Origin of the sequence: Kitasatospora sp. NPDC058218, from assembly GCF_042882445.1 — a bacterium.
GTDB lineage: Bacteria > Actinomycetota > Actinomycetes > Streptomycetales > Streptomycetaceae > Kitasatospora.
Genome location: NZ_JBHVWC010000004.1, coordinates 14778 through 28398, shown reverse-complemented (window position 1 = coordinate 28398; position 13621 = coordinate 14778). Strand labels below are relative to the sequence as shown.

The 13621-nt window shown below is 73.3% G+C and carries 6 protein-coding genes and 2 pseudogenes; 2 read left to right on the top strand and 6 right to left on the bottom strand.

Annotation, left to right across the window (positions count from 1 at the left end; genetic code table 11):
* Nucleotides 1-666: 666 nt before the first annotated feature.
* Nucleotides 667-1678 (bottom strand): annotated as a pseudogene (locus ACFVYI_RS03300) (helix-turn-helix domain-containing protein); the annotation flags it as partial.
* A 1029-nt stretch (nt 1679-2707) separates the two neighbouring features.
* On the opposite strand from ACFVYI_RS03300, the gene ACFVYI_RS03295 reads away from it, so the two are divergent.
* Entirely contained in the window at nt 2708-3511 is an 804-nt protein-coding gene (locus ACFVYI_RS03295) for a GNAT family N-acetyltransferase (protein ID WP_387881056.1), read from the top strand.
* 355 nt (nt 3512-3866) lie between these two features.
* Here ACFVYI_RS03295 and ACFVYI_RS03290 read toward each other — a convergent pair whose 3' ends face one another.
* Nucleotides 3867-4772: an HAD family hydrolase gene (locus tag ACFVYI_RS03290; RefSeq protein ID WP_387881053.1), complete on the bottom strand. Its 906-nt coding sequence runs from the start codon at nt 4770-4772 to the stop codon at nt 3867-3869.
* Between the two features lie 1011 nt (nt 4773-5783).
* Here ACFVYI_RS03290 and ACFVYI_RS03285 point away from each other — a divergent pair.
* Nucleotides 5784-6218, top strand: a pseudogene (locus ACFVYI_RS03285) (universal stress protein); the annotation flags it as partial.
* Between the two features lie 471 nt (nt 6219-6689).
* On the opposite strand, the gene ACFVYI_RS03280 reads toward ACFVYI_RS03285, so the two are convergent.
* The 4 genes from ACFVYI_RS03280 to ACFVYI_RS03265 form a co-directional block, all read right to left on the bottom strand.
* Nucleotides 6690-7880, bottom strand: a complete 1191-nt coding sequence (locus ACFVYI_RS03280; protein ID WP_387881050.1) for an acyl-CoA dehydrogenase family protein — start codon at nt 7878-7880, stop codon at nt 6690-6692.
* Nucleotides 7881-8068: 188 nt separating this feature from the next.
* Complete coding sequence (locus tag ACFVYI_RS03275) at nt 8069-9058, bottom strand: hydroxymethylglutaryl-CoA lyase (protein ID WP_387881047.1); 990 nt, start codon at nt 9056-9058, stop codon at nt 8069-8071.
* Nucleotides 9055-11415: an acetyl/propionyl/methylcrotonyl-CoA carboxylase subunit alpha gene (locus tag ACFVYI_RS03270; RefSeq protein ID WP_387881044.1), complete on the bottom strand. Its 2361-nt coding sequence runs from the start codon at nt 11413-11415 to the stop codon at nt 9055-9057. Before ACFVYI_RS03270 ends, ACFVYI_RS03275 begins: the two co-directional genes overlap by 4 nt.
* Nucleotides 11416-11786: 371 nt before the next feature.
* Nucleotides 11787-13520, bottom strand: a complete 1734-nt coding sequence (locus ACFVYI_RS03265; RefSeq protein WP_387881042.1) for a carboxyl transferase domain-containing protein — start codon at nt 13518-13520, stop codon at nt 11787-11789.
* Nucleotides 13521-13621: the final 101 nt, after the last annotated feature.

Below are 13621 nucleotides of genomic sequence, written 5' to 3'. Positions count from 1 at the left end.
CCGGATGCGCCTGGTGGCCGTCCCGCGCGGGACGGGGGTCACGCGGCTCGCGGGCTCCGTCCGGGCTGACGGCGCGACCGCCCTGCGGCCGGACCTGGGGCGCGCGGCCCTGACGGGCCCGCCCCTCCGGCGTCACCGGAGCAGCCGACGCGGCCGGCCGACCGCCGACCGCACCGTGCCCCCGGGCGCCGGCGCCCTCCTCCGACGGCCGTTCGGCCGCGCTGCGGTGCCCCTGGCCCTGACCACGCGCCCCGGGCTGCGGCTGACCGTCCTCCGCCGCGGCGTGCTCCGCCGTGCGCGGCGGACGACCCGCCCCGGGACCGGCCTGCGCCGGGACCAGTGGCGGTCGCGCCGGACCGCGCCCCGCCCCGGACTGGCCGGGGTGCGGCTGGTGGGCCGCCTGCGGATGCGGGTAGGGCTGGGCGGCACGGGCATGGACCCCCTGCGCGGCCGGCTGGCCGTGTTGGCCGTGCGGTCCGAGCGGGCCGTGCTGGCCGGGGTGCGCGGGGGCGCCGGCCGGGTACGGGAGCGCCGGCGTCTGCCCGTGCTGCCCGAGCGCCGCCGTGGCGGCAGCAGCGGCCGTCGCGGCATGGGCCGCGGCCGACTGCGGCACGGCACCGGCCAGCCGGAGGTCACCGGGGTGCGTCGGCATCGGCGTCGGCGAGGCCGACCCGGGGCGACGGGCCCGGTAGCTGGTCCGGTACGCGGCAGGCGAGACCCCGAGCTGGCGCCGGAAGTGCCCGCGCAGCGCCACCGGCGACCGGAAGCCGCAGCGACGGGCGACATCGTCCACCGACAGCTCCGACGTCTCCAGCAGCCGCTGTGCCTGGAGCACCCGCTGGGTGATCAGCCACTGCAGCGGGGCGCTGCCGGTCAGCGTGCGGAACCGGCGGTCGAACGTCCGCCGGCTCATGTAGGCGCGCGCGGCCAGCACCTCGACGTCGAACTGCTGGTTGAGGTTCTCCAGCGCCCAGGTGACCACCTCGGCAAGCGGGTCGTTGCCGATCTCTTCCGGTAAAGACTGATCGATGTACTGGGCCTGGCCTCCGCCGCTGCGTCGGCTGGGCACCACCAGTCGGCGGGCCAGCGCGTTGGCGGCCTCGGCACCGTGGTCGCTGCGCACCACGTGCAGGCAGAGGTCGATGCCGGCGGCCGTGCCCGCCGAGGTCAACACGTCGCCGTCGTCGACGAAGAGCTCGCGCGGGTCGACGTGGACCCGGGGGTAGCGCTTGGCCAGGGTCGGCGCGTACATCCAGTGCGTGGTCGCCGGGCGACCGTCCAGCAGACCGGCGGCCGCGAGCACGAACGCGCCGGTGCAGAGGCCGATGATCCGCGCGCCCTCGTGGTGCGCCTTGCGCAGTGCGGTGATCGCCTCGACCGGCGGAGGCTGCGAGATCGAGCGCCAGGCCGGGACGACGATGGTGCCGGCCCGGGCGAGCGCCTCCAGCCCGTACGGGGCGGAGAGGGTGAGGCCGCCGGTGGTGGCCAGCGGCCCGTCCTCGCCGGCGCAGACCAGCAGGCGGTAGCGGGGGACCCCGGCGTCCTGGCGGTCGACGCCGAAGACGGAGAGCGGGATCGAGCTCTCGAAGATCGGAGCGCCGCCGAAGATCAGCACCGCGACGGTCTCGCGACGGCGCCGGCCCGAGAGCTTCCGGGGGGCGGTGGACATCATGGGCATCGAGGGGCCGTTCAGACCGGACCCGCCGCCGCTGCCGTGCCCGCCCGGGCCGTGGCCGTTGAGGCTCTGGTTGTTCGGCCCCTGGCCGTTCGCGCCCTGGCTGCTCGGGCCCGGGCCGAGCGTGCCGCCCGGCAGGCCGGTGGCCGTCATGCCGACGCTCGTTCCGGCGGAGGCCGGGAACGCCGCGTCCTGGCCCGGATGGCCGAGCGCCTGGCCGAGCGGGTGCCCGCCGGCCTGGGCGCCGGGCAGGGCGGCGGCGTGAGCGCCAGGATGGCCGGGAACCGACGGACCCTGGTGGCCGCCCGCTCCCGGGCCCTGCGAGACACCGGGGCTGACGACGGGTCGGCTGACCGGCCGTCCGGCATGGTCCGAGGCCGCGGAGAAGGCGCCGGCACCGGAGGGCGCCGAGGCCGATGTGGCGGCTGAGGCTGGTGGGGTCGATGTGCCCACCGAGGCATATGAGACGTATGGGGTGGCGCTGGAGGTGCCGGAGGAACGGGGGTTGGCAGCGATGGCCGAAACGCCGGTGCCTCTCGCGGGCCGACCCGCGATACCGGCCACGGCCTGGTCGCTGTCAGGACCCGCGTCGCTCCTGCTCACCCTGCTCAAGGCGCTCAAGCCCCCTCGGTGGTGTGGTGTGGTGGTGCGGCACTGCTAGCCAAGATCGAATCTATCGGGTGGACCGTTGCCGTTGTGACAAGTTCACCATCCGACGCTATGTCGACATGGCAATTTGGCGTGATGCATTCGATCACGAAGCGTGGCACCCGTCGACCCTTCTGGGAAGGGGGCCGGTGCAACGGTGGCTGGTTGTCGCGGGGCCGGTCCTGGGGCGCCCGGCTTCGGCGTGCCCGGCCGGCGGGTCTGGGCTGCGGCTTTGCCCAAGGGCGGGGGAGCCGCGTGAGATTGACCGAAAATAGGCGGTGCACACGAGGGCGCACGAATCTCGATGTGTGCGCCTCCCTGGCTTCATCCGGCCAGTGCCGGGGCCGTGGATCGGTCGTTGATTCCCCGCGCTACCGTCCTGTCGTGGACAACCTCAGCCGGCTCGAACAGGCCAACGACAATGCCGCCGCCTTCTGGCTCGCCCAAGCCCGTGCGAGCGGATGGCATCAACTCATCCGACCCGGATTCACCGCGGTCCGCTGCGCCCGCACTCCGAACGACGCCCACCGCATCGTGGTGACCCGCCCCTACGACCAACCGGAGCTGTTGGAGGACGAACTGGCGGCCCTTCTGGAGGACTGGTCCACCACCCGGCTCACGCTGGAGGACCCCTACCTCCGGCTGGACATGTCGCGCCACGGCTGCGTCCACGGCCGGGCGATGCCCGTGATGGCCCGAGAGCCCGGTCCGCTCGAAGTTCCCCTGCTCGGCGCGCTGCCCTCCTCCGGCGCGCTGGGCGGCGGTGATCTGACGGTCGATGAGGCCCTGGACGCCGAGGCGTTCGCCGAGGTCGAGCACGCGGTGGTCGACGGCTTCCCGATCACGGACCGCCAGCCCTGGACGCGGGGCGGGATGCTGCCCGAGCGCCTCCGGCACGAACCGGGCCTGCGGGCCTGGCGAGCCAGGATCGGCGGCGACCTGGCCGGCGCCTGCCTGACCTACGACGACGGCCGGGCCACCGGGGTGTACTGGGTCGCGACGCTCCCCGAGCAACGCTCCCGGGGGGTGGCGCGCGCCGTTCTGGAGACCGCGCTGGCCGCTGCACACCTGGACCGACCGGCGACCCTGGTCGCCACCATGCTCGGCGAACCGCTGTACCGCAAGCTCGGCTTCGCGGTGGAGGGCCGGAGCCACTGGTGGTCGCTGCCCGAGCCCTCGAAGCAGTAGCGCCCGCCCGAGCCCGCGACGCCGGCCGGTGCCTCACCGGGTACGGGGTGGGCCGCTGGGCCGGGGGCTGGGGCGCTGGGGGCTGCCCGGACGGCGCGGGGGCCCGGGAGCGTGGCCGAATCACGTTCGACGGCGCCGCCGCGGCCCGGGTGCGCGCCGGGCGGTCGGTGGCCGTGGTGCGCTCCTGCGCGGGGTGGCCCGGCGGAGGTGGCCTGGCGGGGGTGATCCGACGGGGGGTCAGGGGAGGGAGTGGCGGGGCGGTCCGGCTGGTGCCGACGCTCCGGCCGAAGGAGACCGGACGCTCCTCACCGGCAGGTCTGCCGACGCCGGTGGCGGCAACTGCGCCCGAACGGTTTCAGACACCGGAGGCCGCCGCGGCGGCCGGAGCGCTGGTGTCCGGGCGGTCGCCGGGAACAGGCGCACACAGGCCGTCCGGGGCGGAAAGTGAGAGCTGCGCGCCGGTTCGCGCGCCGGACAGCTCCGTGCCGGGCAGCGCTGCGTTGACGTGGCCCCGGAGCCAGCGCGTGCCCGCCACGGTGTCGACCGTCCGCCGGCGGCCCGGTCCGGCGGCCCGGATCCCCGGCCGGGCTCCCGGTGCGTTGCGAGCGGAGAGCACCTGCCCGACGGCCTCCGGCAGACCGATTGCCTTCAGCGTCGGCCGGTAGCCCGGCTCGGCCCAGGGCCGGCCGTGGTGCAGCCAGACGCTGCGCAGCCCGGCCAGCTCCGCGCCCGCGATATCGGCGGGGGCGTGGTCCCCGATCATCCAGGTGTTCGACGCCCAGTCGCCGGTGGGCGCGATGCCGCACCGCTGCGCGGCGATCTCGAAGATCAACGGATCCGGCTTGACGCACTCGGCCTCCTCCGAGATGACCCAGCCGTCGACCATCGGGCCCAGCCCGGTCCGGCGGATCTTCTCCAACTGGGGCCGGGTACTGCCGTTGCTGACGATGCCGAGCGTCCACCCGGCCGCGCGTGCCGCCCGCAGTGCGTCGATGTTCCTGGACGGGCAGTGGATGTGGGAGTTGATGCCGCGTCGGTAGTGCGCGAGCAGGAAGTCGAGGGAGTCGTCCAACCCGTAGCGGCGCTGGGTCGCGGACAGTACGGTGCTGCGCGGTACGTAGCCGCCGCCGTCGATGGTGACGAGCCAGTCGAGGTCGCCCGACGGAAGGCCTCGTTCGGTCAGAAAGTCCCGAGCCCAGGCCCGGAAAGCGGCGTCCCTGGGCAGCAGCGTGTTGTCGAGGTCGAACAGGAGCAGGGGCATGTCGAGCATGGTGCCAGCGGCCGCGCGTATGCACCTGGCAAATGCCAGACGCCGTCGCGAACCCGTGCGCATTGGCTGAAACGGATACCGGCGCGGGTGAGCCGGGCTCGGGGGACGCCTGCGCATCGTGGACGCCCGCGGCGGGGTGGGCGGCGACCCGGTCGCGGCGGCGCGCTACCCGGAGGCCGTCCGGAGCGGCTCGGAGCAGCCCGGAGCGGCCCGGAACCGGTGGTCGTGAGACGGCGTAAAAGGGCGCGTGACCGCGCACGATGTGTCGTCCGTGGCAGCCCGGTCGGACGGCCGGCCGACGACAGCGGCCGGTGACGGTCGGCGACGGATCGTTGTCGATCAATGACAGTCCGGTCACGGTGTCCCGGTGGCCTGTTGCATCGCCCCGTTCGCTCAGTCAAGCTCCAGAGGACCTCCTTTGCCAGAGGGGGCGCGACCGCGCGCTGGCAGGGGGCGCATCGCCGACGGCGGGCGCATCCTCCATTCGCGGTAACAAAGCCGTTCCGAGGCTTTGCCGCTGGGCTGAGTCTCCTGCCCGTCGTACTCTGAAAGGAACAGGTCACAAACGGTGGTGCTCGGCGCAGACCGACGTCTTCCCGTGGGCGGGCCTGTTGCCCGGGCAGCGTTGTCCTCTCTTGTCGGCCCATCTCCTTCGAAGAGCCTTGAGCCATGGCTGGTTTTGAGTCCTCCCGACCGGTTGAACCGGATGCGGTCCGCAGTGCGGGCTCAGCGGCCGGGGGAGGCGGCGGCGGTTGTGCGGAGCCCGGTGCGGGCGCGGACCCTGATGCGGGCGCGGACGCTGTGGATGCCAAGGGTTTCTCCCGCCTGCTCCGCAACATTGCGCGCCGGGGCCGACCCGGTTCCCGCCAGCAGCGGGGCGACCATCGACCCGACCGCACGGAGTCGGCGATGACGGGCCGCCTCGGTCCGGGTGCCGACCACCCGGGAGGCTCCGGCCTGCCGAGCGCCTCTGGTGAGCCGGTGGTGCAGGCGACGCCGGGCGGCTCGTGTGATCCCGCCTTTCAGCACGGCGTGGTGGTCGGTTTCGACGGCTCACTGTCGAGCGAGCGCGCCCTCGCCTACGCGGTGGGCATGGCTCGTCGCTCCAAGTGCGGTCTGGTGATCGTGCACGTCGCCAATCGCCTCCCCGCCACGGTCTGGGCCGGTTGCGAACCTCCTGTCTTCGTCGACCTTCCCGATCACCGGACCGAGGTGCTCGGCCTGGAGCTGGCCTGCGCGGACTTCCTCGCGGGGGTGCCCTGGATCCTGGTCGAGCGGGGCGGCGACATCTGTCATGAGATCGAGGAGGTCGGCCGCGAGTACGCTGCGGACGCGATCGTGGTCGGCAGCACGCACGGCCTGCTCGGCAAGATCTTCGGCTCGGTATCCGGTCGACTGGCCCGCCGCGCCAACCGCCCGGTCATCGTCATTCCCTGACGGTCCGTCCGGCCCTTGGGGGCGCCGGTCCGGGCCGTCGCCTGCCAGGCGCCCGGTGGCGCCCGTCCTGCGCCCTTCTCGCCCGTCTCACGCTCGCTCGCCGCGCTTTTCGCCCTGACGCCCGGGTGCCTCCTCTCTGGCCCCGCAGCGCGCCGTCGGCGCGATTGCCCTGTGCCACCTGGGCTTCGCAAGCCGGCCGTGGCTGGTGATCAGTGGCCCCGAACGCGGCCGGATCTGGAACGACGACCGCGCTGACGAAGTCGACCTGGCTCCCCTCCTGGACGCGGACAGCCAGCCGGTGACGTTCTCCCGCTGGTATCTGGACTGGCTGGGCCGTGCTGAACAGCAGCTGTCCAGCGCACCGTAGTGACGGCCTGCCCCGATCCCCCGCTCCTCGGTCTGCCGGTGCACCGACGGGCCGAGGAGCGGGGGATCGGGGCGCAGGCAGCGCCCGGAGTTGGTGCGGGTGCCTCAGGAGGTGACGCCGAGCTCACGGGCGATGAGCATGCGCTGGACCTCCGAGGTGCCCTCACCGATTTCGAGGATCTTGCAGTCGCGCCAGAAGCGCGCGACCGGGAATTCGTTCATGAAGCCGTACCCGCCGTGGATCTGGGTCGCCTCACGGGCGTTGTCGACGGCGGCCTCGGACGAGTACAGCTTGGCGATCGCGGCCTCCTTCTTGAACGGTTCGGCGTGCAGCAGCCGGGATGCGGCGTCCCGCCAGGCCAGGCGGGAGGTGTGGGCGCGCATCTCCATGTCGGCGAGCTTGAACTGGATGGCCTGGTTGGCACCGATAGGACGGCCGAAGGCCCGGCGCTGGCCGGCGTAGGCGACAGACTGGTCGACGCACCCCTGGGCCAGGCCGGTGGCCAGGGCTGCGATCGCGATGCGGCCCTCGTCGAGGATCCGCAGGAACTGGGCGTAGCCGCGGCCACGCTCGCCCAGCAGGTTGGCCGCGGGAACGCGGCAGTCGGTAAAGGACAATTCGCGGGTGTCGGATGCGTTCCACCCGACCTTCGAGTACTTCTTCGACACCTGGAACCCCGGGGTTCCGGTGGGCACGATGATGGAAGAGATTTCGCGCCGTGGCGAGGGGAATTCGCCCTCTTCACTCGAACGAGCGATCGGTTCGGTGAGTGCGGTGACCGTGACCAGGCCGGTGATCTCGGTGCCGGAGTTGGTGATGAAGCACTTCGTGCCGTTGATGACCCACTCGTCGGTGGCCTCGTCGTAGCGCGCCGTGGTGCGGGTCGCGCCGGCGTCGGAACCGCCCTCGGGCTCGGTCAGGCCGAACGCCCCGAGGAGCTCGCCGGAGGTCAGCCGGGGCAGCCACTCGCGCTTCTGCTCCTCCGTCCCGAAGCGGTAGATCGGCATCGCGCCGAGGGAGACCGCGGCCTCCAGGGTGATCGCGACCGAGGAGTCGACCCGGGCGAGCTCCTCCAGGACCAGGCAGAGCGCGAAGTAGTCGCCGCCCATGCCCCCGTACTCCTCGGAGATCGGCAGGCCGAAGAGGCCCATCCGCCCCATCTCCCGGACGATCTCGTAGGGGAACTCGCCCTGCTCGTAGAACTCGCCGATCTTCGGCGCGACCACGTCCTGGGCGAACTCGGCCACAGTGCGCCGCAGTTCCTCGTACTCGCTGTTCAGTCGGTGATCGAGCATGGTGATCCTCCTGGGGCCCGGCCGGGGTGGCCGCGGGCGTGATCGGGATGACCGCATGTCAATCCGGTGATGTGATGGGCATGCGGTGTGTTGAGCGGGGCGGGCGGTGCGGTAGGGACCGGCCGACCGGGTCGCGGCCGGCGTCGGTTCGTTGCGGGGTTCCGGCGGTGCGGGGCAGCGCCGAGCGGTCAGTCCCGGCCGTCGCCGAGCAGTGCCTGGACGGTGCGTGACGGGCTAGGCCGGCCGAGCTGCCGCGCCATCCAGCCACTGGTGGAGACCAGGGCGCGGAGGTCGACACCGGTCCGGATGCCGAGGCCGTGCAGCATCCAGACCAGGTCCTCGGTGGCCAGGTTGCCGGTGGCGCTCTTGGCGTACGGGCAGCCGCCCAGGCCGCCCGCCGAGGCGTCGACCGTGGTCACGCCGCTGCGCAGGGCGGCGAGGGTGTTGCTGAGCGCCTGGCCGTAGGTGTCGTGGAAGTGCACCGCGAGCCCGTCCACCGCCACTCCGGCCCGGCCGAAGCCGTCCAGCAGCGCGGTGACCTGGCCCGGGGTGGCGACGCCGATGGTGTCGCCGAGGCTCAGCTCGGTGCAGCCCATCTCCAGCAGCTGCACGCCGAAGCCGATCACCTGTTCGGCCGGCACCGGGCCCTCCCACGGGTCGCCGAAGCACATCGAGAGGTAGCCGCGCACGCGGACCCCGGCCTCGGTGGCGCGTTCCACCACCGGTCGGAACATCGCCATCGCCTCGTCCGCCGAGCGGTTGAGGTTGCGACGGGCGAAGGTCTCGGTGGCGCTGGCGAACACCGCGATGTCGGTGGCGTGGTGGGCGAGCGCACGGTCCAGCCCGCGCTCGTTGGGCACGAGGACCGGCAGCCGCAGGCCCGGGTGGCGGGAGGGCAGCTCGGCGAGCCGGGGCACGAGCTCCTCGGCATCGGCGAGCTGCGGCACCCACTTCGGGTGGACGAAGCTGGTGGCCTCGACCGTGCGCAGCCCGGCGGCGGCGAGCCGGGCGATGAATTCGGCCTTGACCTCCACGGGGACGAGGGCGCCCTCGTTCTGCAGGCCGTCGCGCGGGCCGACCTCGTGGATCCGGACCTCCTCGGGCAGGCCCGGGGCGCGGACCTCGGCGGGCAGGCCCAGGTCGAGCGCGTCCGGCTCCGGCGCGGGGGCGGCGGTCATGACCGCACCTCGGCGGAGACCGCGTCGAGCGCCCGGCCGGCCGACCCGCCGTTCCCCGGGGCCGCCTCGGCCGGTCCGTCCTCGACAGGCCCGTCCTCGGCCGGGGTGACCACGACCAGCAGTTCCTCCATCGCCACCGTGGCTCCGGCGGTGGCCCGCAGCTCGCTCACGGTGCCGTCGTGCGGGGCGGCGATCACGTGTTCCATCTTCATGGCCTCCAGGACGAGCAGCGGTTGGCCCTTCCGGACCTGCTCACCGGCCGTGGTCTTCACGACGGTGACGGTGCCGGGCATCGGGGCGGTGAGGGCGCCGTGGTGGGCCGCGCCGGCGGCACTGCTCTCGCCGACCGGGTCGTGGCCGTGCACCGGCCAGGCGTCACCGTCGATCCCGAGCCAGGTCACCGGACCGGCGGCATGGCCGGGGGCGTCGTCGACGGCCAGGGCGAACGTCGTCTGCAGGCCGTCGGCGGTGAGGTGCAGCCGGTCGCCGGCCCGGACGGCCCGGGCGCGGTGGACCGGTCCGGAGTCGAGCTGGATGTCCACCTCAGGAGTGACGCCCGGGGGAATGTCAGTGGCCTCGGCTACGTTGCCCGCAGTGATCGGACGGATGCGCACCGACACCGGATCCTGGCCGGGGGTACGGAGTCGATGGGTGGTCCAGGCCGCGTCGCCGCCGACGCGCCAGCCGGAGGGAAGGGAGAAGGGGTCGGTCCAACCAGCGCCGTCGGCGGTGGGGGTGAGGCTCAGGTGCCGCGCGAGGGCGGCCGAGTAGTAGAGGAGGTGGGTGGGCGTCGGAGCCTCGGCCGGCCGGGAGCCGGTGGCCTCGGTGGAGGCGGCGGGCGCGGCATCGGGAGCCGCCGAAACGGCGGTGGCCGCGTTGGCCGGAGCATAGGGCGAGGCGAGCAGGGCGGGCTGCTGCTGGGCCGTCTGCTCCACCAGTCCGGTGTCCAGCCGGCCTGCGGTGACGTCGGGGTGTGCGAGCAGTCGCCGCAGGAAGCCCGTGTTGGTGGTGACCCCGAGGATCCGGGTGTCGGCCAGCGCGGCGCGGAGTCGGCGCAGCGCGGTCGGGCGGTCGGGCCCGTACGCGATGACCTTGGCGAGCATGGGGTCGTAGGAGCTGGAGACGACGGTGCCCGGGGCGACACCCGAGTCCACCCGGATGCCTTCGCCCTGCGGCTCGTCGAGGACCAGGATGCGTCCGCCGGTGGGGAGGAAGTCCCGCTCCGGGTCCTCGGCACAGATACGGGCCTCGATGGCGTGGCCCAGGAAGGAGATGTCCGACTGGGTGAAGGTGAGGTGCTCGCCCGAGGCGATCCGCAGTTGCCACTCGACCAGGTCCAGCCGCTGCGGCCAGGCGGCTCCCGGCCCGGCGGGGCCGTCGGTGGTGCCGCCGATGGCGATGGCGAGTTCGGTGACGGGGTGTTCCACCTGGAGGCGGGTGTTCATCTCCATGAAGAAGAAGTCCCGTACCCCCTCGGTGGGAACGGGGGAGTCCGGGTCGAGGCCGGGAACGATGAACTCCACGGTGCCGGCCCCGGTGTAGCCGCAGGACTCCGCGGCGCGGACGGCCGCCAGTCCCATGGCGGCGCGGGTCTCGGCATTGAGGAGAACGGAGGGTGCTTCTTCGATCAGCTTCTGGTGACGGCGCTGCAGACTGCACTCGCGCTCGCCGAGGTGGACGGTGGTGCCGTGGGCGTCGGCGAGCACCTGGACCTCGATGTGGCGGGGTCGGTCGACCCACCGTTCCAGCAGCAGGGTGTCGTCGCCGAAGGCGGTGCGGGCGACCCGCCGTGCGGCGGCGATCTCGGTCGGCAGCTCGGCCCGGTCCCGGACCAGGCGCATGCCCTTGCCGCCGCCGCCGGCGGACGGCTTGAGCAGGACGGGGAAGCCGATCTCGTCAGCGGCCGCGACGAGCTCCCCGTCGGTGGGCGCGGCGGCCTGGCTGCCCGGAACCACCGGAACGCCGGCGGCCCGTACCGCTTCCTTGGCGTTGATCTTGTCGCCCATCAGCTCGACCGCAGAGGGAGGAGGCCCGATGAAGACCAGGCCCGCGTCGGCACAGGCGCGGGCGAAGGAGGAGTTCTCGGCAAGGAAGCCGTAGCCGGGGTGAACGGCCTGGGCGCCGGTGCGTCGGGCCGCGGCGAGGATCTGGTCGGTCCGCAGGTAGGTCTCGGTGGCCGAGCTGTCGCTGCGGTCGGCCGGTCCGAGCCGCACCGCGACATCGGCCTCGCGGACGTGCGGTGCGTCGGCGTCGGCATCGCTGAACACGGCGACGGAGCGCACGCCGAGCCGCCGCAGGGTGCGGATCACCCGGACGGCGATCTCGCCACGGTTGGCGACCAGAACTGTGTCGAACATGGGAGGTGATCCTCCGGGTCGAGGGGAGCCGTACGAAGGAGGTGGTGGGAGGCGGCAGCAGCGACGCGTCGGGTGCGGCCGGGCGGGCCGGCGGATCGGAAGGCTTGCGGGTCGGGGCGGAGTCCGTGCCCGGCCCGCCGGTGGAGCCGATCCCGGGCCGAGCCGGTTCGATGGGCCGAACCGAACCGACCCGAGCCGAACCGAGTTGGGCCGGTTCCAGCCGAGCCGAGCGGGGTGATGCGGGATTCGAGTGGAGCCGGAGCCGGGGCCGGTCGGCCGGTCGGGTCTGTCGTGCGGGTCGGATGGATGTCGAGCCCGGGCGGGTCGCCCGTCCGGAGAGGCCCGGACGGGCGGCCGTACCCGGGCGGGCGTCACATCCGGAAGACGCCGTACGGGCCGGGTGGCGGCAGCGGGGCGTTGGCACACGCGGTGAGGGCGAGCCCGAGGACGGTGCGGGTGTCCATCGGATCGATCACTCCGTCGTCCCAGAGCCGCGCGGTGGCGTAGTAGGCGTTGCCCTGGCGCTCGTACTGCTCGCGGACGGGGCGCTTGAACTCCTCCTCCGCCTCGGTGGGCCAGGTCTCGCCGTGTGTTTCGAGCTGGTCGCGCCGGACGGTGGCCAGCACCGAGGCAGCCTGCTCGCCGCCCATCACGGAGATCTTCGCGCCCGGCCACATCCACAGGAAGCGAGGTGAGTAGGCCCGGCCGCACATCGAGTAGTTGCCGGCTCCGTACGAGCCGCCGATCACCACCGTCAGCTTCGGGACGCGGGTGCTGGCGACGGCGTTCACCATTTTGGCGCCGTGCTTGGCGATGCCCCCGGCCTCGTACTGCCGACCGACCATGAATCCGGTGATGTTCTGAAGGAAGAGGAGGGGGATGCCCCGCTGGTCGCACAGCTCGATGAAGTGGGCGCCCTTGAGGGCGGACTCCGCGAAGAGCACACCGTTGTTGGCGACGATCCCCACGGGGTGGCCGTGGATCCGGGCGAATCCGGTCACCAGGGTCGCGCCGTACTCGGCCTTGAACTCGGCGAACCGGCTGCCGTCGACCAGTCGGGCGATCACCTCGCGGACGTCGTAGGGCGTGCGCGGGTCGACCGGGACGGCGCCGTACAGGCCTGCCGGGTCGACGGCGGGCGGCTCGGCCTGGGTGAGTGGCCACGGCCTGGCCGGACGCGGGCCGAGCCCGGCGACGATGGTGCGGACGATGGCGAGGGCGTGGGCGTCGTCCTCGGCGAGGTGGTCCGTCACGCCGGAGGTACGGGAGTGGAGTTCACCGCCGCCCAGTTCCTCGGCGGTCACCACCTCGCCGGTGGCGGCCTTCACCAGGGGCGGTCCGCCGAGGAAGATCGTGCCCTGGTTGCGGACGATGACGGCCTGGTCGCTCATCGCCGGCACGTACGCGCCGCCCGCCGTGCAGGAGCCGAGCACTGCGGCGATCTGCGGGATGCCGGCGGCGGAGAGGCGGGCCTGGTTGTAGAAGATCCGGCCGAAGTGGTCGCGGTCCGGGAAGACCTCGTCCTGCATCGGGAGGAAGGCGCCGCCGGAGTCCACCAGGTAGACGCAGGGCAGGCGGTTCTCCAGCGCGACCTCCTGGGCGCGCAGGTGCTTCTTCACCGTCATCGGGTAGTACGTGCCGCCCTTGACGGTGGCGTCGTTGGCGACGACGACCACCTCGCGCCCGGCGACCCGGCCGATGCCCGCGATGACGCCGGCTGCGGGTGCGGCTCCGTCGTACATCCCGTCGGCCGCGAGCGGCGCCAGTTCGAGGAACGGTGAGGCCGGGTCGAGCAGCGTGTCCACCCGGTCGCGGGGGAGCAGCTTGCCGCGGGCGGTGTGGCGGGCCCGGGCCTTGGCCCCACCGCCGAGAGCGGCTGCGCCGAGCTTCTCGCGCAGCTCGGCGACCAGGGCACGGTGCGCCTCGGTGTTGGCCCGGTAGGCCTCGGAGCCCGGGTCGGCGGCGGTGCCGAGCCGGGGGGCGGGCGCAGCGGCTCCCGGTGGAACGGCTCCGGCTGCGGCGCCGGACGCTGCGCCGCCCGTCGTGGCTCCGGCCGCTGCGCTGCCATGGACGCCGGTGGGTACACCGGCGGTGGAGATGACCATCCCAAGAGCTCCCTTGCCCTCGGCACCAGGTGGGCAGCAGAGCCTGGGTGAGCCTGCGACCCCCACGTTAATGAGCGTTAACTCGTGCCGCCCAGGTTAAC